The organism is Gammaproteobacteria bacterium (assembly GCA_021648145.1).
Classification (GTDB): domain Bacteria; phylum Pseudomonadota; class Gammaproteobacteria; order JAADGQ01; family JAADGQ01; genus S141-38.
Genome location: JAKITI010000011.1, coordinates 72,122 through 99,117, shown reverse-complemented (window position 1 = coordinate 99,117; position 26,996 = coordinate 72,122). Strand labels below are relative to the sequence as shown.

Annotated in this window: 20 protein-coding genes, 1 tRNA gene and 1 other RNA gene; 2 read left to right on the top strand and 20 right to left on the bottom strand. The window is 44.8% G+C overall.

From position 1 onward, the window contains the following. From L3J70_08650 to L3J70_08620, 7 genes are all read right to left on the bottom strand, one after another. Complete coding sequence (locus L3J70_08650; GenBank protein MCF6236419.1) at nt 1–2,709, bottom strand: arsenate reductase (azurin) large subunit; 2,709 nt, start codon at nt 2,707–2,709, stop codon at nt 1–3. A gap of 13 nt (nt 2,710–2,722) precedes the next feature. Beyond that, complete coding sequence (locus tag L3J70_08645; protein ID MCF6236418.1) at nt 2,723–3,298, bottom strand: arsenate reductase (azurin) small subunit; 576 nt, start codon at nt 3,296–3,298, stop codon at nt 2,723–2,725. Then, the gene (locus L3J70_08640; protein ID MCF6236417.1) at nt 3,295–4,386 is read right to left on the bottom strand and encodes a cytochrome-c peroxidase; all 1,092 of its coding nucleotides are present in this window, start codon (nt 4,384–4,386) and stop codon (nt 3,295–3,297) included. The genes L3J70_08645 and L3J70_08640 overlap by 4 nt, the downstream gene beginning before the upstream one ends. A gap of 89 nt (nt 4,387–4,475) precedes the next feature. Continuing rightward, nucleotides 4,476–5,603: a photosynthetic protein synthase I gene (locus L3J70_08635; GenBank protein MCF6236416.1), complete on the bottom strand. Its 1,128-nt coding sequence runs from the start codon at nt 5,601–5,603 to the stop codon at nt 4,476–4,478. A 458-nt stretch (nt 5,604–6,061) separates the two neighbouring features. Continuing rightward, an RNA gene (gene rnpB / locus L3J70_08630) (RNase P RNA component class A) lies at nt 6,062–6,433 on the bottom strand. Between the two features lie 45 nt (nt 6,434–6,478). Continuing rightward, entirely contained in the window at nt 6,479–8,041 is a 1,563-nt protein-coding gene (locus tag L3J70_08625; GenBank protein MCF6236415.1) for an iron ABC transporter permease, read from the bottom strand. Nucleotides 8,042–8,066: 25 nt separating this feature from the next. Beyond that, on the bottom strand, nt 8,067–9,068 hold the full coding sequence (locus L3J70_08620) for an extracellular solute-binding protein (GenBank protein MCF6236414.1): 1,002 nt from the start codon (nt 9,066–9,068) through the stop codon (nt 8,067–8,069). 237 nt (nt 9,069–9,305) lie between these two features. Between L3J70_08620 and aqpZ the strand changes: the two genes are divergently transcribed. Both aqpZ and L3J70_08610 read left to right on the top strand, forming a co-directional pair. Then, nucleotides 9,306–10,019: an aquaporin Z gene (gene aqpZ / locus L3J70_08615; protein MCF6236413.1), complete on the top strand. Its 714-nt coding sequence runs from the start codon at nt 9,306–9,308 to the stop codon at nt 10,017–10,019. A gap of 168 nt (nt 10,020–10,187) precedes the next feature. After that, on the top strand, nt 10,188–10,394 hold the full coding sequence (locus tag L3J70_08610; protein MCF6236412.1) for a zinc-finger domain-containing protein: 207 nt from the start codon (nt 10,188–10,190) through the stop codon (nt 10,392–10,394). On the opposite strand, the gene L3J70_08605 is transcribed toward L3J70_08610, so the two are convergent. The 13 genes from L3J70_08605 to secD form a co-directional block, all read right to left on the bottom strand. Further along, nucleotides 10,391–12,136 carry a gamma-glutamyltransferase family protein gene (locus L3J70_08605; GenBank protein MCF6236411.1) on the bottom strand — a complete coding sequence of 582 codons (1,746 nt, stop codon included), beginning with the start codon at nt 12,134–12,136 and terminating at the stop codon, nt 10,391–10,393. The two genes, L3J70_08610 and L3J70_08605, sit on opposite strands and share 4 nt — an antisense overlap. Before the next feature lie 6 nt (nt 12,137–12,142). Continuing rightward, the gene (locus L3J70_08600) at nt 12,143–12,394 is read right to left on the bottom strand and encodes a YfhL family 4Fe-4S dicluster ferredoxin (protein MCF6236410.1); all 252 of its coding nucleotides are present in this window, start codon (nt 12,392–12,394) and stop codon (nt 12,143–12,145) included. A gap of 3 nt (nt 12,395–12,397) precedes the next feature. Further along, nucleotides 12,398–12,901, bottom strand: coding sequence for a pantetheine-phosphate adenylyltransferase (gene coaD / locus L3J70_08595; protein ID MCF6236409.1), 504 nt, complete (start codon nt 12,899–12,901; stop codon nt 12,398–12,400). A 15-nt stretch (nt 12,902–12,916) separates the two neighbouring features. Further along, entirely contained in the window at nt 12,917–13,495 is a 579-nt protein-coding gene (gene rsmD, locus L3J70_08590; GenBank protein ID MCF6236408.1) for a 16S rRNA (guanine(966)-N(2))-methyltransferase RsmD, read from the bottom strand. Next, on the bottom strand, nt 13,482–14,777 hold the full coding sequence (locus L3J70_08585; protein MCF6236407.1) for an insulinase family protein: 1,296 nt from the start codon (nt 14,775–14,777) through the stop codon (nt 13,482–13,484). Before L3J70_08585 ends, rsmD begins: the two co-directional genes overlap by 14 nt. 89 nt (nt 14,778–14,866) lie before the next feature. Next, on the bottom strand, nt 14,867–16,237 hold the full coding sequence (locus L3J70_08580) for an insulinase family protein (GenBank protein MCF6236406.1): 1,371 nt from the start codon (nt 16,235–16,237) through the stop codon (nt 14,867–14,869). Nucleotides 16,238–16,418: 181 nt separating this feature from the next. Further along, nucleotides 16,419–16,494 (bottom strand) — tRNA-Lys (locus L3J70_08575). A 54-nt stretch (nt 16,495–16,548) separates the two neighbouring features. Next, a complete protein-coding gene (hrpA, locus tag L3J70_08570) occupies nt 16,549–20,415 on the bottom strand; it encodes an ATP-dependent RNA helicase HrpA (protein MCF6236405.1) in 3,867 nt (1,288 codons plus the stop codon). Between the two features lie 92 nt (nt 20,416–20,507). Beyond that, nucleotides 20,508–21,305 (bottom strand): DUF481 domain-containing protein, encoded by a 798-nt coding sequence (locus L3J70_08565; GenBank protein ID MCF6236404.1) that lies wholly within the window; start codon nt 21,303–21,305, stop codon nt 20,508–20,510. 76 nt (nt 21,306–21,381) lie between these two features. Beyond that, entirely contained in the window at nt 21,382–22,770 is a 1,389-nt protein-coding gene (locus L3J70_08560) for an OmpA family protein (GenBank protein MCF6236403.1), read from the bottom strand. 32 nt (nt 22,771–22,802) lie between these two features. Then, nucleotides 22,803–24,056: a YncE family protein gene (locus L3J70_08555; GenBank protein ID MCF6236402.1), complete on the bottom strand. Its 1,254-nt coding sequence runs from the start codon at nt 24,054–24,056 to the stop codon at nt 22,803–22,805. Nucleotides 24,057–24,144: 88 nt separating this feature from the next. Further along, nucleotides 24,145–25,080: a protein translocase subunit SecF gene (secF, locus tag L3J70_08550; GenBank protein ID MCF6236401.1), complete on the bottom strand. Its 936-nt coding sequence runs from the start codon at nt 25,078–25,080 to the stop codon at nt 24,145–24,147. Between the two features lie 19 nt (nt 25,081–25,099). Beyond that, nucleotides 25,100–26,956 carry a protein translocase subunit SecD gene (gene secD, locus L3J70_08545; protein MCF6236400.1) on the bottom strand — a complete coding sequence of 619 codons (1,857 nt, stop codon included), beginning with the start codon at nt 26,954–26,956 and terminating at the stop codon, nt 25,100–25,102. Nucleotides 26,957–26,996 lie beyond the last annotated feature (40 nt).

Genomic DNA, 26,996 nt, shown 5'->3' with positions numbered 1-26,996 from the left:
TTAAGCGATATTGCGTGGTGCAAAAGACATTGAACGGAAAGTCCGTTTATATTTGGACTCACCAATTTTCTTCACCCGAGCAATACCCATCTTGTAGTTGTAGTTACCCGTGATATTATCAATCACACGCGCTTGAACTGCGTTAGATGATTGTGCCACATTGAGAAAGTTACTGTAGAGCACCCCTTTTTTGATGGCGGGGGTGATTACAGCAACAGCTGTAAACGCACCCTTGGAAATTTCGATATGACCATTTTTCATCAGTTCAGAGAACTGGAAGTCATTACCGCCCACACCGAGAATGGTATCTTTAAAAATGGGAACTCGATCATTCCATGCCATCACCATATCACCGGATTCAATACCGCGTTTCTTGGCATCTTCTGGATGTATTTCCAAAAATTGAGCATCCCATGGAAAGCGTTGTGCAATATAGGCACGTCGCTCTGTATCATCGAAACCTGATTGCCAGATTTCATTCATACGGCCATTGGTATGCCACAGCTCATCATCCTTAGGATTGAGCCAATTCCAGAGGTCTGAAAAAAGATCCCATGGATGTTTCTGGATATTCACTTTACCGGTTTGAGAATTAAAATGGGTGTATTTTTTACTGTGAAAGTTAGCCCCTGTAGGACCATCTTTGCCCCATTTTTTATCCATATCCGCCTGCGTTAACGTGGTGTCATGCAGACGTTTGGTGCCATGCAGCGTGCCGTTATCGTAATTATAGAAAGTCGGCCCCTGAATACCATCGGTTCCCAGTTCACGCATTTTTTCATGAAGTGTTTTGCCTTCTTTATGCGCGGCCACTTTCACCATATGGAATGCTTTACGCCCCTTACGGCTGAAACGTGACATCTCTTCAGCAACATCGTTAGAGTTTTTCCAGTCGTAACCATCAAAACCCATACGCTTAGCAAGCTGGCCGATAATCCACCAATCAGGTTTAGCCTCACCCGGAGCATCATAAAACTTACTGTAGAGACGCAAACGACGCTCGCCATTAGCCCGAGTAAAATCCTCTTCACCCCATGTCGAGGCTGGAAAGATAATATCGGAATAGCGCCCCCCAATCGGATAACGTAGATAGATATCCTGATCAATCACCACCATGCCGCCTGAGTCGGCACGTTTCTTGAGCGTATCGATAATTTCCTGCTTATCCCACGAACGCACCTGATTAGGATTATTCAGCGTCAACTCTTCAAAAGTCTGTGCAAAACGTCCAGATCCCAGCATTGATTGAATCCAGGTGGTACCAATAACATGCGCCATACGGACATGACCCGCACGTAACCAGCGATCAGTATCAAGCGCCCTTCTACGACGACCTGGGACTTTCTCTGGAGATTTATTGCGTGGATGCGCCGCACCACTTTGTCCACCACGTTGATGGCCACCAAAACGACCCACCACCTGCCCTGGTCGCCCCCCTGCACCACAACTGGTGGCCAGTGAAGCGATGGCGTTGGTATTGCCCGTATTATTAGACCAGTAGAAGCCTTTTTCGATACCAAAAGAGGCTTTAATCCGGCTGCCATCGGCTTTCGGTTTAGCAATCCACTCCGCTGCCAACTTGATTTTTTTAGCATCAACGCCCGAGATTTTGGCTGCATTACTGAGCTTGTAATCGTCCTGAGAGAGCAACCATTTTTTGTAATCTTCAAAGCCATTGGCCTGGAATTTTCCCCAAGTAGTACGCCATTGCCACGGCGTATTACGAGTACCTTGACCAAAACCTGAGTTCGACTCCCACTTGTTGTTGACCCACTTTTTAAGCCACTTTTTATCTTCCCAGCCATTCTCCAGAATGATGCGCGTAATTGCGCCCACCACCAGAAGATCAGTGCCTGGTATCACGTCCAGATGTATGCCTTTGCCAGTTTTCAGCGCATAAGTCAGCCCTGCGGTCTCGCGTGGATTGAGCCAGACCGTCTTCATACCACGATCAATCCCTGGTTTGATGTACTGAGTATAGATAATGGTTTTTGTCTCATAAGGGTCAGTACCACATATCACCAACGTATCAGCTGCACCCCAATCTTCATAAGAAGGACCGAAATTATCAAAGCCAGCATCACGATAACCGGGCGTAGAGGTCACTCGTGCCGGAGTATCATGCCAGGTAAAAGCCGCTGTATTGATATCCTTGCCGCCAAACTTGGTAATTGCGTAGGTATTTTCCATGTATTGGTAAGAGTAAGTTTTAATGGAATAGGCGTTCGCGCCATGCTCTTTCACCACATGCTTAGCCACCTCCGCTGCCACTTCCAACGCAAAATCCCACGATACTGGCTGCAAGATGCCAAAGATACGCATCAGCGGTGTTTTCAAACGATCTCGTGTCGGACTGTCAGGGTTATAGCATTTTTGTGCAATACAACCCCCACGAATGCTGGCATCACCCAATAAGTTAACTGCTTTAGTTTGCCGGTCAGGAAGAACCACAACATTGTGTGGTTTGTTTTTGTGCATCACCACATTATGCTGCGTCGGCGCCACCCACTCTTGAAGCGCTGCACTGGGAAAATCGATACCAAAAGCATTTTGTGACGCTTTGGGACCGCCATCACCGCTGCCCAATGGCCAGCGATAGACCTTGTAACCACAAGCGACGATACAGTAGTCGCACGCTGTCGTTAGAACGTCTGCGTTTTTAGGTGGAAGCGGGGTGCTATCCCCGGGGATGTAATATTCAGTTGCCATGTTGTCCCCCTCCTTATGATTGCATCAAGTTTTTGTGACGGCCAAAGATCAGCCCTATCATGCCGACGGCGTATATACTATCTCCGTCAAGCTCCAGTAGTACCTGCGGCAGGCTTTGAAATGCCTGCCCCGATATGACAATGCCGTGGCGTGTCAGATCGTAGGTTGACAAGTGCAGAGGGCATTGCCCTAAAACACGATGGTTATCCACCGCGCGATAACTCCCCTGCATCGGGCCGCCTTGGTGTGTGCATAAATAGTTAAAGGCGACGATATCGCGCTTCTTACCAATGCCACCACCGGCCTCCACTCCTCCCATCTTCACCAGCATGGCATCAGAGTTGGGCAATTTATCGGGGTAGTTAAAGTTCACCGGCTTGTTGTCACGCAGCTTGCTCAATTTCCCGATCAACTTGCGGGGATACTTAGCGACCTGAGCATCTCTCGCAAAAGCAGTGCCAGGAAACAGCGTCACCGTACTGGCCGCAGTAATACCCGCACCCGAATAGAGCAGGAAATCGCGGCGATTGACCATACAGTTACCATGGGATTCTGCAGATCGCTCTTCTCTTTCAATTGCTGTGGTCATTTTTTAACCCCCTTAAGTTCCGCCAGTGTGAACAGCGGTGCATAATCAGGCAATTTTGGATTTGCCATGTGAATTTCATCACCCGAGAACGCCTCTATAAAAGCAACAAGGTCTTCTTTCTCCTCATCCGTCAGACCTAACTTTTTGATCAGTGGGCTTTTGGTTTTATAAGAAGTCGTACGACCATCTTCGGTAAAGCCTCCACGGTCATAAAAATCTATCATCTCTTCCATGGTAAAAAGCTGGCCGTTATGTCCATAAGGCGCTGTGTACGCTGTGTAACGCAACGAAGGCGTACGGAACTTCCCTAAAGACCACTTATTTTTATTACGAAAATAGAGGCCAGGATCATCTTTCGATGTACGGTAGAGCTCCTCAGAGGCACCTTTGGCGTAGAGTTCAAAACGGTAAGTGATCTGAGCCAGACCATCTTCCTGCCAGCGAGGGCTGGGTGGCATACCGATGTTATAGTACTTTTCATCTGTCGCCAACGGACCGTTGTGACACTGCACACAGCCTGCCTTGCCTTCAAATATTTTTTTGCCACGCACCTGCTCTTCGCTCAGCGCTGTTTTATCACCTCGCAAATATTGATCCAGAGGTGTATCTTTTTGAATCAGCGTCCGTTCAAAAGCGGAAATAGCACGCCATGCGTTTTTGATGGTAGGCCAAGGTTGACCAAAGACTGCATTAAAACGTTTAACGTAATCTGGTATCAATCTTAAACGCGCCTCCATCAAATCACGTTCACCGTTACCCGCAACTCCCCCGCGAGCGGCTGACGAAGCCTGTGCTTCCAACGAAGGCACAGAACCAGCCCAGAAGAGCTTGCCGTAATAAGCGGCATTGATGATGGTTTGATTGTTACGCCAATGCACCGTGCCGGGATAACCACGCGAGATATCCTCCGCCCATGACCAGCCTTGATTAGGTACATGACAGGTTGCACAACTTATTGATGCATCGCCTCCCAGACGTGGATCAAAAAAGAGTAGTTTGCCCAGTTCAACTTTAGCATCTGACATCGGGTTATCCGCTGGAATCGGTGGATCAGCATCCAGTGATGCAAGTGATGGCTTGGCCGCCATAGCGGGGCTCGCACAGAGCAGCCCGACAGCCATACTCATCACCAGCAGTTTGATACGAAATATTATTATATTCATCTCTGCCTCCTCAATTAATTACGAACGTTGTTCCAATCGGCGATCACTTCGTACTCCTTCGGATAGGCTGTAGCCCATACGAATTCGCTTCCCATGAGTGCATCACCCGACAGAGATTCAAGAAACGCCACCAGATCACCTTGCTCTTTACTGGAAAGACCAAGCGGCTTGACTAACAGATCTTTATGACTATCTGGGCCACCACCACCGTTATAGAACGCCACCACCTCTTTCAGAGTTTTGATCATGCCATTGTGCATGTAAGGTGGGGTATGTTTCAGCTCACGCAATGTTGGTGTGATGAATTTACCCATATCAGAACCATCTGCCGTATGTGTCTGCACATAAGCTCCAGGGTCACGCTTCAGGTTCATATAGTTCGATACACCCATAAAACTGGCATAAGCAATGAATGCCTGATGACGGCCTGTATCCATAAACACATCATAATTTTCTGGTACGCCTGTGTTATGACCCTTGTTATCAGTAAAGTTGGCTCCGTTATGGCACTGTATACAGCCCGCCTTGCCTTTAAACAGCTTCATCCCTTTTTTAGCTGATGACGACATCTTTCCACTATCAAAAGGAGCATTGCGAGAAGTGAGTGTTTTCAGATATTCAGGAATGGCTTTGCGAGTAGAACCATTGGATGGTTCACCATATCCCGCATCTTTAAACATCTTCACATAAACGGGGTCCTGCTTGAGCCGCTCCTGCATGATGCGCATATCCATATTCATAATATAATCTTCGGTGATCATTCCACGAGTCACATCATTAAGATTGGTACCGATACGGCCATCATGATTCCATACTGTTTTATGAACTGTATTGATCATGGTCGGCGAATTACGGAAATGTTTATTGCCGGGATATCCAGGAGAAAGCGCATCTGGATGAGAAAAACCATGCTTGGGATCATGGCATGTGGCACAAGAGATTGCTGCATCCCCTGAAAGCCGTTTGTCAAAAAATAGTCGTTTACCCAGCTCCGCCTTTGCTTTATCAATTTTTACCTTCGGTAGTGGGCCTATATCAGGTACGCTTGCAGCACTCACACTCAAAGCAACCCCTAACCCCACTGCCACCGTTATAAAATAGAGCAGCTTGGAACGCTGCTTTTGAATCACCCTATCGGTCATATCGACCCCTCCTCCGGATTGAAAACTCAAACCGCTACACTGTTTAAAACAGCATAGCGAGGAACTACTGTTTGCACTCATTCGTACACTTGAAATACCAATGCATAATGCAGGCCCAATCACAGAAATTATAATATTTCTTTAAAATTCAACAAAGTATTCAATAAACACCAACAAAATAGTGTGAACATTTCGTTACACAACAACTTGTTTTTCACAAAAGTAATGCTAAAGATAAAACAAAACGTTCAGATACTATTGAAGCTGGGAGGAGGACAACAACTATTTACAGTGAATAGTAAACAATGGCTGAGTTTTGCTATCACCACAGCAGGTCGGCTTTAGGTTGAACTAGAAAAAGCAGTTGGACGCAAAAAAAAACACAAGATATCGGCGTGCATAGTGAGCTCAAAAGCTGCATGACCAGCTTTATTGGTGATGAGTGTTTTTTTGAATTTGGTGGAAGTTGGTCTATAAGCCGGGTTCTGTTAAAAACAGCCATTCATCTGGGAAACATGTCACCATGCACCTCAAGCAACCTACCCGAGGACAGTGCGAACCACACCATAGTCCCCCTATTTGGTCTTGCTCCGAGTGGGGTTTACCTTGCCACCGAATGTTACCACCGGCGCGGTGCGCTCTTACCGCACCATTTCAACCTTACCTGTTTCCATAAAACATGGATCATCGGCGGTATTTTTTCTGCTGCACTTTCCGTCGGCTCACACCGCCCAGGCGTTACCTGGCACTCTGTTCTATGGAGCCCGGACTTTCCTCCACCTTAATTATTATCGAAATAATATTAAAACAGCGACTGCTCAACCAACTTCCGAGGTGGAAGATACAAACTCAGCACACAAAAAACAAGTGAAATTTTAATTTTTTTTCACTTCACTGCGCATCAATATCCATAATGCTGGAAATGTAGCCACCACCAACATCAATGCTGCAGGTGCTGCCAACTCCAGCATCTCTTCACTCGACTCTATCCAGATACGCACCGGCAACGTATCAAAACCCACAGGGCGCAACAGTAAGGTTGCTGGCAACTCTTTTAAAGTATCAATGAAAACCAGAACCCATGCGGTCACCATTCCGCCTCGAATCATTGGCAATGTCACTCGCCATAAATTTTCCCAATATCCCGCTCCTAAAATACGCCCTGCCTGTTCAACAGATGGCGTAATTTGTTGCATTGCAGATTCCTGAGCTTGCACAGCCAAAGGTAAAAAACGAATCACGACAGCTAAAATTAAAAGCGCCAGGCTGCCATAAAGAAAGGGCATAAAAGCTAATGCAAAAACCATCACTCCTAAAGCAATAACAGGGCCTGGAAGAGCAAAGCCAACACTGGAAAGCTGCAAAAAAGTGTGGCTTAAAACTGTTTGTCGACGTGCATGATAGAGACCCACAGGCAAACTCATTATCACTGCGACCGATGCCGCAATAAGTGCAATAATTATTGAATTCCATACGTAACCCCAAAATACTGAATCAACCACGCCCTGAAACCAGGCATCCCAACTCCAAACCATCATCCAGAGCAGAGGCAAAACAAATGAAAACAGTGAAATCAACCCCAACCAGGCCCAGATCATAAAAAGCTCAGCACGACTCGCTTGCCTCGCTTGAACCAAACGACTTTGGCTATTCGAATAGTAACGTTGGCGATGACGAAAAAAGCGTTCCAGAACAAGGAAACTAACGCTCATCAACACCAGAACAAAACTCAAACCTGCGGCGGCCTGATAATCAAAACGCCCACTCATTTGCAAGTAAATGCTCAATGTAAATGTCTGGTAGCGCAACATGCTCACAGCCCCAAAATCAGACAACACATGCAGTACAACTAATGCCAAACTCGCAGCTACAGCAGGTCTCAACAAGGGTAATGTCACCCTAAAGAATACCCCGCGTGAACCTGCACCCTGAAGACGAGCCACCTCTTCCAGACTCTGGTTCGAATGCATCAACGCGCTGCGAACCAGTAAAAATACATAAGAAAATCCTGCCAATGACAGAATAAGAGCCACACCCCAAACGTTATACAGATCAGGAACCGTCGACCCACCTGACAGATACAACCATAAACGCCCCAGCCAGCCATCATTTTCCAGCAATGAGGTATAGATGTGAGCAAACACATAAGTCGGTATTGCCAATGGCAATACCATCAGCCAAATCGCCAGCGTACGCCCCGTAAATTGGCGACGGGCAATCAACCATGCGGATGATACACCCAACAAAAAACAGCCCACGGCAACCAATATTGCAAGGCTAAATGTATTCCACAACAATTGGGGTAGGCGCTGACTCCAAAGCCCACGCCACTGATCCAGTGACAACAACGCGCTGTTATAGAGCACAAACAACAAAGGGATGATCGCAATAAAAACAATCACCCCGACAAGAGCCCCTTGAGCTCCACCTCTTTTCATCAGAAACGATACCATTTCGATTGATTCAGTACATTCCCACCTCTTCAATCAAATCAATCGTTGCATTACGCTGTTTACCCAGTTCAGACATAGGAACATCTGCTATTTTCTGTTGACTTAAAGCAGGTATTGCAGCCGCAGCGGGCACACCAATACGCGCTGGATACTCCATATTCACCTCGGCAAACAATTTCTGACCTTCCTCGGAAACCAGAAATTCAACAAATTTTTCAGCCATCGCCTTCTGATCAGTAAATTTACTGATCGCAACACCCGCGACATTCCACGCAACTCCAATGTCACTTTCACCCTGATCAGGAATAACAATGCGAATCGGAGCATCGGGATGTTTCACTAAATGACGATAAATATAATAATGATTCACCAACCCTACGTCTCGTTTCCCAGAGGCGACCGCTTTAACCACTTTACTATGCTTATTAAACACACCATCACCCGCATTCGCCTTAATACCTTTCAGCCAGCTTGCTACTTTTTCTTTTCCCAACTCATCCATATAAACTGTTGTACCTGCAATAAAACTTCCATTTGTGCTATTGGTGATCGCCAAGCGATTTTTGAGACGGGGGTCGGCAAGATCAAAGACCGAATCCACAAACTCCAAACCCTTAACATTCGTATTCACCACGAGCACTCGTGCACGTGCAGACAAGCCAACCCAGCTATTATCCGACGCGCGTAAATTTTCAGGAATCACCTCAGCCACCTGTTTTGAAACAGGCTGAAATAATCCAAAATCACTCCCTACCTGTAAATTTCCGGCATCATTACTTAAAAAAAGATCAGCTAAGGTACGCTCTTTTTCGACTCGTAACTTATTCACTAACGCCGTTGACTTTGCACTATACAAAACGACTTTAATTCCTGTTTTTTCGGTGAAAGCCTTTGTCACTGGCTTTACAAACTTATCGCTACGGCCTGAATAAACCACTAACTCTTCGCTGTGAACATAACTACCTAAAAAAACCGAGAATAAAACCAACATAGCTAAAAATAAATTGCGCATAGTCACTCACCTAAAATAGAATTCAACAAACATTTTCGCTAATGATAATCATTCTTATTAAAAGGCGCAAGGAAAAGAAAATGCTGAAAATCATAATTTTTGATACACTGTTGAAAAATATAGTTATCCACCCAGATGAGGTCTGTACTATGTGAAGGAATCACTGGCAGTTAATGAATGACAATTAGATTAAGATCAATTTTCAGTTCGATTACATAAGTAAAGGAGAATAAGATAGTGCCATTAACAAAAAAACTAGGTGCAGAATTTATTGGTACATTTTGGCTTGTGCTAGGTGGGTGCGGTAGCGCTGTTCTGGCGGCTGGATTTCCAGATGTAGGTATAGGTTTATTGGGAGTCTCATTCGCTTTCGGGCTTACCGTGTTGACTATGGCGTATGCCATTGGCCATATATCTGGATGTCACCTTAATCCTGCTGTTTCAATTGGCCTTTGGTCAAGTGGAAGATTTTCAACTGCTGAACTTGGTCCCTATATCATTGTGCAAATAGCAGGCGGTCTTGCTGGAGCAGCAGTATTATATGTTATTGCTACTGGACAAGCAGGCTTTGATGTAACAGCTGGCTTTGCATCGAATGGCTATGGAGAGCATTCTCCTGGTGGGTATAGTATGACCGCTGTATTAGTAACTGAAGTAGTTATGACATTTATGTTTCTAATGATAATTTTAGGTGCAACAGATAAACGTGCTCCACAAGGTTTTGCTCCTATAGCTATCGGTTTTGGCCTCACTCTTATTCATCTTATAAGCATTCCCGTTAGCAATACATCAGTTAATCCAGCGAGAAGCACTGGCGTTGCAATATTCCAGGGAGACTGGGCAGTATCTCAATTATGGCTTTTTTGGCTTGCACCTATTGTCGGCGCTATTTTAGCTGGAATTGTTTATCGATGGTTTGAGACTGAGAAAAACACCGAAGAAACGCAATAAAGAGCGAGCTTGTTAGGCTGCGTTAAACGCACCAAAATATTTCAATCTGAACACCAGTGTTTGTTTCATAAAAATTGCATTTTGAACGGCGCGAATCGTATATGACCTAAATCATGCAAGTGATATACTTAGCAACGCCATAAAGCAAGAACTTAAGGATCAAGCCGTATGCCGAATAAAGAGACAAACAATCGTTATGAAATTACTACAAAAGATTTACCGATACAGTGCCCAATGGACAATATGACTCACTGGAACTCGCACCCTCGTGTCTTTATTGGTGTTACCGCTGATAAACCCGGAAAGTGTCCTTATTGCGGTAACGAGTATGTGCTTGTTGAAAAAGAGGCAACAGACAAGCAAGAAAATAGCTAGCGTACTTCCGCCAACCCTTCACCGCGCGGATCGCTGGCAGCTTTGACTTGGTTGCTCTTTAAATCCCACAATATGGCCTGCATATTTCCATAAGTACGATCTCGCGGCTTGAAATGATGCCCTGCCGACTTTAAAGATTCGAGTGAATTTTGATCAAGTGCATCAACTTCGTACTGAACTTCATCCGGAAGGTATTGATGGTGATAGCGTTTAAGTTTCACCCATGACTCAGGATGGTTTCCCTCCATAAAATCAAGCGCAGCAAGCAGCACCATGGTGATAATCCGACTACCACCCGGAGTACCCAAGATTGCAATCCCATCCTTATTTTCCAGAAATGTTGGTGTCATGCTAGATAAAGGGCGCTTACCTGCTGCAATTGCATTGGCTTCACCACCCACCAGACCATAAGCATTTGGCACATCAGGTTTAGCAGAAAAATCATCCATTTCATCATTCAGAAGCACACCGGTACCAGGCACTACAAATGCGGCTCCAAAAGGATAGTTGATACTTAAGGTTGCAGAGACTCGGTTCCCCTCTTTATCTAATACAGAAAAATGTGTGGTATGAAAGCCAGAGCTTTCGTCTAAACCGCCTGACAACATTAAACTTGGAGTGGCTTTTTCAGAATGAATCGAGGCACGCAAACCTGCCGCATATGGCTGACTCATGAGCTGCTCTAACGGCACATCAAAAAAGTCAGGGTCACCCAAATAAAGTGCTCTATCACGATAAGCACGGCGCATTGCTTCAATAATAAGGTGTTTTTGCTGTGCAGGTTCCAGTGAGTTCAGATCATAACCTGATAAAATATTCAGCATCGTAATCAAAGCCACTCCCCCTGAAGAGGGCGGTGCTGCCGAGGTTATTTTTGTGCCATGATAATAACCATACACAGGCTTACGTTCGACCACCTGATACTTTTTCAAATCTTCTAGCGTCCAGATACCGCCCGCTCGCCGAACCCCATCGACTAATTTTTTTCCGATTTCACCTTGATAAAAACCTTTTTTACCTTGACCCGCAATCGTCCGTAGTGTTTCTGCAAGCTCGGGTTGTTTCAGTATAAAACGTTCATATGGCTCTTCATCCTGCTGAAAAAACTCGGTAATAACCCGCTGTATTCTTTTAAATACTGATTTTTGCTGTGACAAATATTCATCAGGCACGTTACCATTTTGCAAAAATATCGCACTGGCACTCGCTGAATCTCGCAATGCATTCAACCGAAAACCAGCCATGCGACGATAAGAGTTACCTACAGTAACGCCTTCTTCAGCATACTGAATGGCCGCAGATAAACTTTGATTTAAAGGAAGTTGACCATAATTATCAGCCAGATGTGCCAATGCGGCAGGCACACCAGGGATTGCGGCGGCCAGAGGCCCATTTAATGAAAGCTCTCTAATAACCTGAGACTTTTCGTCCAGATACATATCTCGGTGAGCCGCCAGTGGGGCACGCTCACGGCCATCAAGCATGGTTTCAAAACCATCACTGGCACGGTGTAGCAACCAAAAACCGCCGCCACCTAATCCAGAACCATAAGGCTCTACAACAGCAAGCGCAGCAGTAATGGCTACAGCGGCATCAAATGCATTGCCCCCAGCATTCAAAACTTCAAAACCTGCCTGTGTCGCCAGTGGGTGTGCCGATGCAATAGCAGCTGAGGGCGGCTTCTCTGAAGCTGCCAGTGGCATAAACGCCAATAACAACAATAAAAACAACCCGGCTTTCATAAAAATTTAATCTTTACCCGTCAAAATTTTATACTTTTCCATCAAAGTTTCCTTATCCTCGACATGATCAGGATCTTTTGGGATACAATCGACAGGGCAAACTTCAACACACTGAGGCTCATCATAGTGACCTATACACTCCGTGCACAAAGCAGGGTCAATTACATAGATCTCATCCCCTTGTGAAATCGCTTCATTAGGGCACTCTGGTTCACACACATCACAATTAATGCATTCATCAGTAATCAACAATGCCATAAATTAAATTCTCCTGTCTAATTGGGTTAACTGTTTTTTGCGCTGCAGAGCATCGTTAACATCTTCATGCACAAACTCTGAAATATTACCACCTAATGCTGCCACTTCCTTGACGATACTTGAAGAAACATATGAATATTGTTCTGCTGGCATTAAAAAAAGTGTTTCAATCTCTGGTGACAACTTGCGATTCATCCCCGCCAATTGAAATTCAAACTCAAAATCAGAAACGGCTCTGAGCCCCCGCAAAATAACCCGTGCACCACTCTGCTCTACAAAGTCAACAAGTAAGGTTTCAAAGCTGCATACTTCTACATTCTTTAAGTGGGACAACACGGTTCGTGCCAGGTTCACACGTTCATCCACTGTAAATGTTGGTGTTTTTCCTGGATTTGCCGCAACAGCCACAACAACACGATCAAACAAGCCCGATGCGCGTTCAATCAAATCACTATGGCCATTTGTGATGGGGTCAAATGTGCCGGGGTAAACTGCTGATACTTTCATGAGATCGGCAATTTATCACAAAACCTTAAAAAGATGGTAGCCGACCTGACCCGCTTTTTTGCTACGACTCAACTGCCAGTTTGAAGGAGTTTCAGGCAACATTTTTTTATTATCGTGTTCAATATAAACCTGTGCCCCTGTCACCAAGGTGCTTTTTTTTTGTAACATCTGAATACAATCCTTTAATAAATCATCCTGAAATGGAGGATCAAGAAAAACGATATTATACGACTCATTAGATTCAGTCAGAAAACTCAAACCATCCGCCTGAATACAATATGCACCTTGAGCCTCAAGCTGTATGACATGTTTTTTAAGTTGTTCAATCACACAAGGCTGGCGATCCACCATCACGACATGGGCAGCACCTCGTGATAATGCCTCCAGACCCAAAGCACCGCTGCCAGCAAAAAGATCCAGGCAACGCGAGCCACAAATCACTGGGTTTAACCAGTTAAACAATGTTTCCCGAACACGGTCTGTTGTTGGTCGCAAACCATACACATCCGGGAATACTAATTTCCGACCCCGCCACTGCCCACCGATAATACGAAGTTGATTACGACTGACACTCCTGACTTTACTCACTTTCAAGTGCGTTTCCGCCAACAATCACCGTAACCATTTTATCTGGATTAATACGTAATTTGAATGCCTTTTTAATATCATCCAGCGCGACACCTTTTACAGTAGGGTTAAATTGATCAAGATAATCTAGTGGTAAATTGTAAAAGCCGATCATACCTAGATACCCAGAAATTTTACTGTTACTGGCAATACGCAGTGGGAAACCACCCATAATATTTTTCTTCGAAGCAACAAGTTCATCCGATGTCGGGCCATTCGCCACAAAACCACGTACCGTATTTTTCGCGACTTGCAACGCCTCTGCCGCTTGGCTATTTTGTGTTTGCAACCCAATTATAAAAGGACCATCACGGCGCATTGGGCTGAAATAGCTGTAAGCACTGTAAGAGAGCCCGCGCTTCTCTCGAATCTCTTCACTAATGCGAGAAGTTAATCCACTGCCACCCAAAATGTGATTACCCACATACAGTGTAAAATAATCAGGGTCACCACGGTGCATACCAGGTTGCCCTATAAGAATATGAGTTTGACTGGAAGGGTAATCAATCTTGATTTCAACTGACTCCGTCAACGCTTTAACGGGAGGAAGAGGCGCAGCAGCCTCCCCCGCAGGCAGTGGAGAGATCAGGTTTTCAGCTATTTTTTCAGCCGCCTTACGATCCACATCACCCGTTATTGCAATTACAGCATTACGTGCAACATAATATTTTTCATGAAACCGATGAACATCATCCAGCGTCAATGCGGCCAGACTCTTCTGAGTTCCCAAAGAGGGCGAGGCATAAGGATGGTCACCATAAATCGCGGTATAAAATGCTTTTTCAGCAAGTACTGCGGGGGATTGCTCCCCCGCACGTAGTGCAATCATCATCTGTTTGCGTTCGCGTTCAAATGCTTCTTGTGGAAATGTGGGTGTATGAAGCAGATGAGCCACCATTGATAGCGCAGGCTGCAATAGCTCTACATCGCTCAAACTACGCAGCGTCAAGGTCGCCATATCACGATGTGCAGCCAGTCCAAACTGAGCACCTACACCTTCAAAACGCTGTGCAATTTGATCGGTACTCAAAGTACCGGCACCATCATCAAGCAAACCGTTGGTCAACAAGGCAAGCCCTGCCTGCTCACCGTCACGTGCGCTGCCACCATCAAATGTGATACTCACATCCAGCATCGGTATTTCTGGCGCGGGCACGAAATAGACTCGTGCGCCATTATTTGTTGTCCAGTGCTGTATTTTTTTTGTGACAATCGGCTCAACATCCGTTGCAATGGGTGCAGGTACCATGGTGCTACAACCAGAAAAAATTAAAGTTAAAAGCAGGAGTTGTGGAATTAAAACCAAGTTAATTTTTATTTTTTTGTGAATAAGATGAATCAATGCACTAACCCTCCAGTATGATGAGACGGCTCTATATTCAATTCCGTAGAGGTAGGCTCAAGCACGGCCACCGTCAATTGATCTTTTAGCAGATATTTACGCGCAACCGACCGCACCTGCTCAGCCGTCACGGCACGAACTTTGTCAACATATTCATCCAGCATCGGCCACCCCAACCCAATCGTCTCCAGCATACCGATCTGCATCGCCTGATAAAATACCGAATCCAATTCATAAACATTACTCGCGACCACTTGTGCTTTCACTCGCGCAAGCTCACTTTCATCCACCAGAGTATTCTTCAACGCTTCAATTTGCGCCAAAAATTCAGTTTCCAATGTTTCGATGTTATGTGCCTCTGTCGGTGTTCCGCTCAAAGAAAAAAGATCGTTATGTAAACCGATCATGCTATAGCCCACACCCGCAGCGGCGGCAACTTCTTTGCCTCGAACCAACTCTTTTGTTAAACGGGCACTGCTTCCCCCATCCAACACCCCCGCCAATACTTCAAGTGCATACGGCTCCCACGACTTATCCGCAAATTTCAGTACAGGGGTGTGATATCCCATCATCAAGTAAGGAAGTTTTGCGGGCGCTTTCACTGTAATACGTTTTTCACCCAATTGAGGTGCATCAACGCGTGGTTTGCTTGAGATAATTTCACTGGGTTTAAGGGGCTCAAAGTATTTTTTAGCTAAAGCTAATACCGCTTGTGGATCAACATCTCCAACAACGACAACAACTGCATTATTAGGCGCATACCAACGCTGATACCAAACACGTAAATCAGACACGGCCATTGACTTCAAATCACCCATCCAACCGACAATCGGGTTCCGATAGGGGTTGCTCGTAAAGGCTGTTGCATAAAATTGTTCACGCGTCAGAGCTTGCGGATTATCCTCCGTACGCATACGGCGCTCCTCCATCACCACCTTAACCTCTTTAGCAAACTCCTCTTCAGGCAACAGCAACCCCCGCATTCGATCCGATTCCATTTTAAAACTAATCTCCAGGCGGCTCTTTTCCAACTGCTGAAAGTAAGCAGTATAATCACGACCCGTAAATGCATTTTCACGTCCACCATTCGCGGCAATGATTCGTGAAAACTCACCAGGTGCATACTGATCAGTCCCCTTGAACATCATGTGTTCGAGCACATGAGAAACACCCGTAATACCATTATATTCGTAACTGCTACCCACTTTGTACCACACCTGTGATACGACGACAGGGGCTCGCACATCTTTTTTAACAATAAGCTTAAGCCCATTATCCAGTAAAAATTCGTGGGGGGATTCCCCCGCATAAGAGGGCGATAGTAAGGAAAAAACAAAACCCAAAATAAGACAAATGCGCATTAACATGCTTTAACCTTTAGTTAAATTATAGTATTTATTATTTTATCACGACCGAAAGCATCCGGAATAATAGAGTAATACGATCTTTTTTTCACTACATTCTCGATACGACCTACAAATTTATATTTGCTAGCCGTTTACATTACTTCAGAGTGGATATTTTTCAGATGCATACAGAGGAAAGGGATGGTGGGTCGTCCGAGATTCGAACTCGGGACCATCGGATTAAAAGTCCGGTGCTCTACCAACTGAGCTAACGACCCATAAATAAGAAGCTGCGCATTATACCTGCAAATCAATAAAGAACAAGACCTTTTTTATAGTTTTGCACCACGCTGTAAAACCTTTAACCGTTTACTCGATATCGGATAAGCCGTTTTGAGTGTTTGAGCAAATAATGAAACCCGAAACTCTTCAATCGCCCAACGATACTCTATCACAGCACCCACTTTTTTTTCTGTGGTTTTATTTTTTTCTAACGCTTTGTAATCTGACCAAAAAGGGATAACTTCTAGGTGCAGAGAACGATCTTTAGTGACATTTATCGCCAGTTTTTCTAAGCGTTTTAATATCGCTTGCAGGTAGCGTGGATAGTGCTGGAGCTGTGACTCCGGTATTTCGGTGATGAAATGGGGGTAAACCAGATGGTTCAGTTGATCTTGCATATCTGCCATCGCGTCCATGCAAGCCAGTGGCGGATTTTTCAGCCGTTTTTGAATCTGGCGATAGTCCGTTAAAATTTCCTTCAACTGCTTGCATAATTTCACAGCGGCGCTGTGAAGCTGGCCACGCCGTTCGGCTAATAGTTTATTGAAAACCTCTTCTGTTCTAGGCTGTTCAAATACAAACAGCGAATCAATCACCGCCGAAATCAGATCACTTTTAAGCGCCTCACTGCGACCCATGTTTGCATACATCAAGCTGAGCTGCTGGATATCGGGTAGCTGTGCTTTGAGCTGATTCACTTCATCTGCCAATACATTGATCACCAGTTGGCGCAACCCTTTTCGCGTCGCTGCCTCTGCGATACCTTGATGGTCTTTCAAGCGCAACGTCACTTTTTTCTTGTCAACAACCAAGGCTGGATAAGCTTTCAGTGTCATTCCATTCACTTCAAGCTCGACAGATTCTGGAAGTTCACCAAAATCCCACTCGGTCACTTCATCTCGCTCAATGCTGTGCTGAGTTTGCGTTTCAAAATGTGTATCAGCCTGGCCAGAAAACTGTGCTTTCAGCGCCTCCAAATCCCTTCCCTCACCCAGCACTTTTCCTTGTCGATCCAGCACTCGAAAATTCATCACAAGATGAGAGGGCAACAACTCTCGCTGCCAGGCATCGGGGTTGATTTCAATCCCTGTGATTTTTTTCAATGCCACAGCGATGGATTCACTTAACGACTGCTCGCAAGGCGTGAGCACTTGCATACAAGCATCTGCAAAATTGGGGGCAGGTACGAAGTTACGACGAATGGATTTTGGCAGTGACTTGATTAGTGCCACTACTTTTTCATACAGCAAGCCAGGCACCAACCAATCGATACGTGAAGCATTGACCATATTCAGAGCAGCCAGTGGTACCAACAGTGTAATACCATCACTCTGACTGACGGGATCAAAGTGATATTCCAGTGGGAAAATGGCTCCATTCATAGAGAGATGATCAGGAAAGAGTTCAGTTGTAATCTGATTAGCATCATGCCGCATCAAATCCTGACGTTTCATCACCAAACAGTTAGGGCTCTCTTTCTCGGCCTGCTTGCGCCACTTTTCGAACAACGGACCGCTGTAAATTCCAGCAGGAATGCGTTTATCATAAAAGGCGTACAGCTCCTCTTCATCAACTATAATATCTTGCCGACGTGATTTGGCTTCCAGACCTTCGAGATCTTCAATTAAACTTTGGTTGTGAAGAAAGAACTTGGCATCGGTCAGATACTCACCTTCAACCAGCGCTGAACGAATAAAAATTTCACGAGACTCTTCTGGGTTAATCGAGCCGTAATTTACTTTTCTTTGTGGGTTTATCACTAAACCGTACAGTGTCGTTTTTTCATTGGCGGACACTTGGGCGCGACGTTTTTCCCAACGTGGCTCTGTGTGGCTGCGTTTTAATAGATGTTTGGCTTTTTGCTCGATCCACTGCGGGTCAATTTTGGCATTGGTGCGCGCATAGAGACGGCTGGTCTCTACCATCTCTGCGACCATCACCCATTTAGGGCTTTTGGAAAATAGCGCCGAACCTGGAAACAGGTGGAACTTGCGATTGCGTGCGCCCAGGTATTCGCGTGTTTCGGTTTTAAAGCCGAGATTACCCAACAGACCACAAAGCAGTGCGCGATGAATGCTATTAAAATCGGCTTCCTGCTGATTCAGTCGCATCCCCAAACTACGCACCACTTCTTTGACTTGTTTTTGAATATCCTGCCATTCGCGCATTCGTAAATAAGAGATAAAATTTTCACGACACCAGCGTCTCAATTTATTCTGGCTCAACTGCTTTTGCTGTGACTCAAAAGCACGCCACAAATTAAGTATTGCGATAAAATCTGAGCGTGGATCATGATGGCGGCGATGCGCTTCATCGGCTGCTTGCTGGCGATCCATCGGTCTTTCTCGTGGATCTTGCACGGCAAGCATTGCGGTAATAATCAATACTTCGGCGATAAAACCTTCTTCATTCGCAGCCAGCAGCATCCGCCCCAAACGTGGATCAAGTGGCAGACGAGAGAGCTGCCTTCCTGTATTTGTTATCTGATGGCGCTCATTCATTGCACCTAACTCAAACAACAGTGCGTAGCCATCTTTTATTAAACGCTGGTCGGGCACTTCAACAAATGGAAAGTCATCAATATGGCCAAGGCGCAGTTGCTCCATTTTCAAAATTACTGAGGCTAGGTTTGTGCGTAATATTTCAGGCTCGCTGAATTCTGGGCGATTCAGAAAATCATCTTCTGCATAAAGACGAATGCAAACGCCCGCACTCACGCGACCACAGCGCCCTTTACGCTGATCAGCTGAAGCTTGAGATACCTTTTCAATCGGCAAGCGCTGTACTTTACTGCGAAACGAATAACGAGAAATACGCGCCACACCGCTATCAATCACATATTTAATGCCTGGCACGGTCAGAGAAGTTTCAGCAACATTGGTGGCCAAAATAATACGACGCTGATTTCCTGAATGAAAAATACGGTTTTGCTCTTGCGCTGATAGGCGTGCCAACAAGGGTAAAATTTCAGTATTAGAAAAATTCTCTTTTTGCAGTGACTCAGCCGTTTTACGAATTTCACGTTCACCGCTTAAAAAAACCAGGATGTCACCACGTTCCAGTTTGGAGAGTGTTTTGACTGCATTAATGATGCCTTGCTGAAGGTCAATTTCTTGTTGATTTTCTTCATCGCGATCCTGTGGCGGCTGATATTGCACTTCAACAGGATAGGTTCGCCCTGAAACCTCAATCACAGGCGCATTATCAAAATGACGTGAAAAACGGCTCGGATCAATCGTCGCCGATGTGATAATCAGTTTGAGATCAGGGCGTTTTGGTAAAAGTTGTTTTAGATAGCCCAATAGGAAGTCAATATTAAGGCTACGCTCATGCGCTTCGTCAATAATCAGCGTATCGTATTGGTCAAGAAAACGACTGCTCTGAATTTCGGCCAGAAGAATACCGTCCGTCATCAATTTGATATAACTGCGTTCGCTGACTTTATCTGTAAAGCGCACGCGATAACCCACAGCCTCCCCGACTTCGCTTTGCAGCTCTTCTGCGATACGGCTGGCGACCGCACGCGCGGCTAAGCGCCGTGGTTGTGTGTGGCCAATCAAGCCTCGCGTACCACGCCCCAGTTCCAGGCAGATTTTGGGAAGTTGAGTGGTTTTTCCTGAACCTGTTTCACCACACAACACCACCACTTGGTGGCTTTTTATCGCTTCCAGAATTCTATCTCGACTTTGGCAAATGGGCAGCTCTTCGGGGTAATTTAAAACAGGGCGTTGCTCAATACGCTGCTGAACATCGAGAATCGAGGCTTGTAAATCTTGTGCTAATTGATTGATAGCATCAATGAAATCTGGATCTTTAGGTCGTTTGCGCAGTTGACGTAAACGACGAAAAAAGACAGGTTTTTGTGAGGAACGGCATTGTGATAACTGATCAAAAAGTGTGTTTAGGGAGTATTGCAATATTCTTAACACCTAAATAATAAAAAAGCGCATCGGTGATTATTTCACCAATGCGCCTTTATAACACGGCTTACTTTAAGGCTTTCTGAAAATTAGAAGCCATAAACCAGCGTTACAGCTAATTCACTGTTGGTTTTATCCGTCACATTCGCTGGAATTACAGAGTTATTATTCAAAGTTAACGAAGTTTTCATTGCAAGATTTCCAGCAACCTGTGCTTGCAATGCGCTGATGGATTTGGTCACTGTCAAATCTTTTCCAATATCGCTGACGAGGCTTTGTGAGAATAATGTTTTTTCAGAAATCTTCCAGAGCAATCGTCCACCCAAACGTAAAATAGCTTCATTTTCAGATTTGCTACCCGCAATATCAAACTTGCTTTGACGTGCACCTGGGCCCACTTCAAAATCCAGCACGACGGTTCTATTATCAATCACACGGTAACCATAGCCGACACTTTCAGTGGCTTGGTATTCATAACCACTGAACCGGTCATCTTCATAAGTGAGCACACCAAACAGATAGCTTTTTTGGTCAAGCTTATAGTCAACTTTACCCAGCAATCCATATTTTTCAGCCGTTGTGTTCACCTTATCCGCAGTGTTCAACGCTGCAATTTCAGCGGATGTGCGCCACTTTTCAACCTCACGGTTAATACCTGCTCTGGCATTGATTGAACGGTTTTCAGTATTTCCACCCGTCAAAAGCACACCCAATTCAACCTGACCTTTCCATCCTGTATCTTCAGCATTAAATTCTGTAAGGTCTACAGTAGGAGCCATTTCGTTACCGTCAATTAATCCATTTTCATCCGCAGCAATAGCCACGCCTGTCACAATAGACCCCATTCCCAAACCTACTGCAACTGTCAATTTTTTTAGTTTTTTCATTTTTGCTCCGTCTCTAAATTGAATTATGAATTAAAAGATCATTCGACCAAGACTCAGATGCATCAGCACACGCCTACTACCGCTCAAACATGTGAAGTTCCACACGTCGATTCAATGCGCGCCCTTTTGATGTACCATTATCAGCAACAGGGTTGGCTGGGCCAGCCCCATCAGCGCTGACATTATCCTCATTAACACCTTGCTCTACAAGATAATTCATCACAGCATAGGCACGAGTGCGTGACAGATGAATATTTAAGTCACGTACGCCACTATTGTCGGTATAACCTATAATTTTCATCCGCATATCGGGGTGCTGCATCAGTTGATTTGCGACTCGTCTTAATGATGCTTTAGAGGCGGCCTTTAATTGATCAGAGCCTGGGGTAAAATAGACACCATCAAGCACGGTGACTTTAGAGGGTAAAGGCGGAACGACTTTTGGCTGTGGAATTTTGCAGCCCTTATTATCAACACTCAAGCCTCTCTTTGTGGCGGGGCATTGATCATGGCTGTCATTGACTCCATCTCCGTCTTGATCTAATTCACACCCATCAAGGTTAACCTTAATTCCAACTGGGGTGTTTGGGCATTGATCAACAGAGTTCGGTACTTTATCTCCATCACTATCAAGTTCACAGCCATTTTTATCAACTTCGCTGTCATCTGGCGTATTCGGACATTGATCCTGAGTATCAGTCACACCATCATTGTCGTGATCAGCCAAGCAACCATTCGATCCAACAACTGTAGCATTCAATGTACCTGGACACAGATCAGAACGGTCAACAATACCATCATGGTCACTGTCGAGTTCACAACCCCATATATCAACCGCAACACCTTTTAATGTTGACGAGCAACGATCAAGATCATCCCAAACGCTATCTCCATCGGCATCATAAACAGGCAGTGGAGGGGGATCTCCGATCGGCACACTCAGACCAATATTAAAAATCCAATCTCCAAATTGCCCCACTCCTGATATGCTGTTACCGTCTTCATCCATTCGATAACGAATATCACTGCGCAGTTTGATCGCACTTTTAGTAATTTTGGTTGTAAAACCAAAACCTGCGTGACCCAGTGTGTTTGTTGAATAATTATTATTTAATTTTGTACGGGCAATGCCTCCGCCCACAACCAAATAGGGCGCAAAACTGGAGTCTCTAGTGAAGTAATAGAGTCCATCAAGTATCAAACCAAGATGATTAAATCGCCCCGCCACTTCTTGTCGTTTGATATTATCTGCAAAAAAGCCAACTTCCAGATCAATCCGACCGATCAATGGTTTTCCTAGCGTAACGCTTGAACCAAAACCATTTTTAGCTTGCCGATCATCAGCGGGCGCAATATAAAAGATCGAAGGCGCTAAGTACCAACGTTCACCCAGTTCATCTGCAACACCCCATCCATAAGGCAGTATCAGACAAAACATGACTAATATTTTGGAAAAAGTATTCATCCATGATCTCCATTTTTTTCTTCAAGTGGAAATCATGCACCGTATACACGATCTTCCCCAAAAAAAGAAAAACTAAACTCTGCTCCTTTTTTTCCTAGGCTCACAGTAGACAATACAGTGTCATCAGCACCACTTAAAATGGTTAAAGTACCATCTGTTGGATTCGGTACAAAAACATATTTAGCACGGTTATTATCTTTCAAAAAAGAGATCGGACGACGACCACAATCGGCCTCACCCACATCAACTTCTTTGATCAATTTCATCTCTGGCAAATTTGATGTATCAAATATCAACAGCTGAGATTTTTTAAGGTTATCTCGCTGTTCACCTTTTCCCGTGGCCGCCGTTGTCACATAAAGCTTTGATCCATCGGGGTTAAAGCGGTAAGTACTCGGATAAATATCGGGCAAATCCAGCACACTGATTACTTTTTGACTGACCACATCAACGACAGATAACCGTCCAATTACATGTTGGTTATCCGCTTTTCGATCGGCACCTTTACCAATAATAAAATGACCGTCTGGACTCAGCAACAGATTACTGCTCACCGACATTTCGATCGTGCTTTCTATTTTATTTTGCACAGGATCAATCACTGAAATTGTAGCGTAACCATTATTCAGACAATACAACTTACCTGTGGCAGATGAGTATTCCATGCCATGTGGAAAAGCACCATTAGGCAGACCAGACCCACCTTCATCATAGGATGCATCATACAAATTGATCGTATTGATGACTTTGAGCCATCGCTCGCCATCTTTCGGATCGTGACCCAGCACGGAGATAGTGCCATCTTTAAGGTTGCTGACAAAAGCATGTCGGGGCACATCAGGGGCTGATTCAGAGGGCGCTGTAAAAGCGGTCACATGATGCCCTCGCCCAACACAAATTACTTTTTCCAGAGCTGGACTGTCATCAGCTTGCTGTATTACTGTAACGCTGGAACCACTCAAACCACAATTAATTTCATCACAACCGCTTTTTTTATCGCCATCATTCATAAACCAGATACGCTGACCATCCGTATCACGATAAGCATAAGCGGGAAAAGCATCCATAGGTAAAGATTTTTGTGATGTAATCTCTTTGGATACAGGATCCATTAAAGTTACATTTCCAGAGCCATCCATACCTAGAAAAATTGCAGCTTTTGGTGACATAGTCACAGGCACCTTTATTGCAATAAATTCGTCGCCTGATTGTTTGACAATAGAGACCATTCCCTCTGAACCATCGCCTATATGACTCACTAAAACCCAGCCTTGCTCACCTACCATCTCTTGTATATCCTAACTTATTAATACATGGGTATACTCAACAACGTCCTGACCTGTGAAAAGATAACAGGTCAGAACGTGAGTATCATTATGGTGTTTCCAGCAAGTCATCCTGGTCTTCACCCTCTTTTTTCACAGGCATCAGATCTTCTTTACTGATCCCCATCATCAATATACTGCTGCTTGCAACATAGATCGAAGAGTAAGTACCCACAATCACACCCACCAACAAAGCCAGTGCAAAGCCGTGAATAATCTCCCCTCCTAAAACAAACAATGTTGCCAAAACCAATATTGTCGTCAAAGATGTTACCAATGTTCTAGAAAGCGTATGGTTTAATGACGTATTGACAATCATCTCTGAAGTCCCTTTACGCATCTTCCGAAAATTTTCACGAATTCGGTCATACACAACAATCGTGTCATTCAGTGAATAACCGATCACCGCTAAAATCGCTGCCAATACCGTCAAGTTGAATTCAAACTTAAAAATAGAAAAAATGCCAAGCGTAATCACTACGTCATGAATCAATGCTAATACTGAACCCACAGCAAATCGCCACTCAAAACGAAACGCAACATAAATCAGAATTCCCGCCAACGCCCAAATCATTGCAAGCCCGCCATCCTCTGTAAGCTCTTCACCCACCTGCGGACCGACAAATTCAACACGGCGCATCTCAACCTCATCAGGATAAGCTTGATGCAGCGCTCTAAGTACTTGTGTACTGACTTCAGTGTCATTCATGGATTCACGCGGTGCCAAGCGAATCAATACATCCGTGGATGAACCAAAGTGCTGAACAATCGCATCATCAAAGCCTGCGGCATCCAACGTATCCCGTACCCCACGTAATTCAACGGGTGCGTCATAACCCACTTCAATGAGCGTTCCACCAGTAAAATCAATACCAAGCTCCAGGCCACGGGTAAACAATGAAACCAGCGAGATACCTATTAATACCAAAGAAAAAGCCACAGCAAAACGTCGCTTTCCCATGAAATCCAATGTTATTTTTTTCATATCTATTAAATCAAACCTGTTAAATAGAGAGTCTTTTTACTTTACGCCCACCATAGATGAGATTAATCACTGCGCGTGTTCCCATGATGGCTGTAAACATAGAACAAAGAATACCAATAGAGAGAGTGACCGCAAACCCCTTGATGGGTCCTGTACCAAATGCATACAGTACGGTTGCGGCAATCAACGTGGTGATATTGGCATCCGCGATGGTTGCTACGGCTTTTTCATAACCTGCGTTGATACTCGCCTGGGGCGTGTTGCCTACTTTGATCTCTTCACGAATGCGCTCAAAAATGAGTACATTAGCATCCACGGCCATACCCACGGTTAAAACAATCCCTGCAATACCCGGCAAAGTCAGTGTTGCTTGCAACATAGAGAGTACCGCGATGATTAAAACCAAATTCAATGCCAATGCTAAATTGGCGACCAAACCAAAGACTCGATACCAGACGGCCATGAAAATCAGCACTAAAACAAAGCCAATCACAACAGATTGAAACCCCTGATCAATATTATCTTGCCCCAGGCTTGGGCCAATTGTACGCTCCTCAACAATTTCAATGGGAGTCGATAACGCGCCTGCACGTAGTAATAGTGCTAAATCACGCGCCTCTTCAAAACCATCCAGACCCGTTGTTTGAAAGCGTTTGCTAAAAACTCCGCGAATATTGGCGACACTGATCACCTCTTCTATTTTACGGCGAACTTTTACAAGCTCACCGTCAACCATCCGAGTTTCCACTTTATGCTCTATAAACACCACGGCCATGGGTTGGCCTAAATTATTTTTGGTGTTTTCACCCATTTTTTTAGCCCCTTTGCTATTCAAGGTCACAAATACCGCAGGTGAACCTGAATCCTGATCAAGGCCGGATGATGCATCAATGACTTGATCCCCCGTAATAATTACCTCTTTTTTCAATAAAACAGGGTCACCATTTCGCTCATAATAGAGCCTGGAGCTAACAGGAACGCGTCCATTAACCGCATCCTCCACATCATTTGTGGTATCCGCAAGACGGTATTCCAATGTTGCCGTTGCACCCAGTATCTCTTTTGCACGCGCAGTATCTTGAATACCGGGAAGTTGAACAACAATGCGGCTTTCACCCTGCCGCTGAACAATAGGCTCTGATACACCCAGCTCATTCACACGGTTACGCAAGGTCGTAATGTTTTGTTGAAGTGCGAATTCCTGGATCTCCTTGGCTTCCTGTTCACCCAGTTTGATATCCAGATAAAAATCACCCTCACGAGTCACTTCTTTTTGCTCCAGACCATTAAACTCTTTTTCGATCAATTCAAACGCTTGCTGACGTTTTTCATCATCACGAAACTTCACTTCCACACCCACAGATTTGATATATTTAATGCTGAGGTAGCGAACTTTATTGCTGCGTAGCAAAGCACGAATATCAGCATGATAGCGCCGCTCTGCTTGCTCAAGTGCCGATTGCATGTCCACTTCCATCAAAAAGTGTACGCCACCGCGTAAATCAAGGCCAAGAAACATTGGGTCAGCCTTTAAAGAGGCCAACCAATCCGGTGTTGCTGGAGCTAAATTAAGCGCGACGACATAACCATTACCGAGTGAACTTGTAATGATATCTTTCGCTTTGAGCTGTTCACCGATCTCATCAAAACGCACCAAAAAACCACTATCACTCACTTCCAGAGCTTTATGCGTTAAATTATTTCTTTCAAGTAGCGCTACAATTTTATTTTGTGTTTCATCATCCATCGGCTCACTGGATGACGAAATTTGTACGGATGGGTTTTTATCATAAAGATTTGGCAGCGCATAAATAAAACCCACCACAATCACAACGATAATAAGCAGGTATTTCCAGAGAGGATATCGGTTTAACATAATGTTCTTATTCTGAAAGGAGGCACTTCACAATCAAAGT

Coding starts and splice junctions, on each gene's coding strand:
- L3J70_08565 (MCF6236404.1), bottom strand. CDS start 21,305: ATGAAAAAACTAAAAAAATTGACAGTTGCAGTAGGTTTGGGAATGGGG.
- L3J70_08610 (MCF6236412.1), top strand. CDS start 10,188: ATGCCGAATAAAGAGACAAACAATCGTTATGAAATTACTACAAAAGAT.
- L3J70_08650 (MCF6236419.1), bottom strand. CDS start 2,709: ATGGCAACTGAATATTACATCCCCGGGGATAGCACCCCGCTTCCACCT.
- L3J70_08635 (MCF6236416.1), bottom strand. CDS start 5,603: ATGACCGATAGGGTGATTCAAAAGCAGCGTTCCAAGCTGCTCTATTTT.
- L3J70_08625 (MCF6236415.1), bottom strand. CDS start 8,041: ATGAAAAGAGGTGGAGCTCAAGGGGCTCTTGTCGGGGTGATTGTTTTT.
- coaD (MCF6236409.1), bottom strand. CDS start 12,901: ATGAAAGTATCAGCAGTTTACCCCGGCACATTTGACCCCATCACAAAT.
- L3J70_08640 (MCF6236417.1), bottom strand. CDS start 4,386: ATGGCGGCCAAGCCATCACTTGCATCACTGGATGCTGATCCACCGATT.
- secD (MCF6236400.1), bottom strand. CDS start 26,956: ATGTTAAACCGATATCCTCTCTGGAAATACCTGCTTATTATCGTTGTG.
- L3J70_08600 (MCF6236410.1), bottom strand. CDS start 12,394: ATGGCATTGTTGATTACTGATGAATGCATTAATTGTGATGTGTGTGAA.
- secF (MCF6236401.1), bottom strand. CDS start 25,080: ATGAAAAAAATAACATTGGATTTCATGGGAAAGCGACGTTTTGCTGTG.
- L3J70_08605 (MCF6236411.1), bottom strand. CDS start 12,136: ATGAAAGCCGGGTTGTTTTTATTGTTGTTATTGGCGTTTATGCCACTG.
- L3J70_08555 (MCF6236402.1), bottom strand. CDS start 24,056: ATGGTAGGTGAGCAAGGCTGGGTTTTAGTGAGTCATATAGGCGATGGT.
- L3J70_08560 (MCF6236403.1), bottom strand. CDS start 22,770: ATGAATACTTTTTCCAAAATATTAGTCATGTTTTGTCTGATACTGCCT.
- L3J70_08585 (MCF6236407.1), bottom strand. CDS start 14,777: ATGGTACCTGCACCCATTGCAACGGATGTTGAGCCGATTGTCACAAAA.
- L3J70_08645 (MCF6236418.1), bottom strand. CDS start 3,298: ATGACCACAGCAATTGAAAGAGAAGAGCGATCTGCAGAATCCCATGGT.
- L3J70_08620 (MCF6236414.1), bottom strand. CDS start 9,068: ATGCGCAATTTATTTTTAGCTATGTTGGTTTTATTCTCGGTTTTTTTA.
- L3J70_08580 (MCF6236406.1), bottom strand. CDS start 16,237: ATGTTAATGCGCATTTGTCTTATTTTGGGTTTTGTTTTTTCCTTACTA.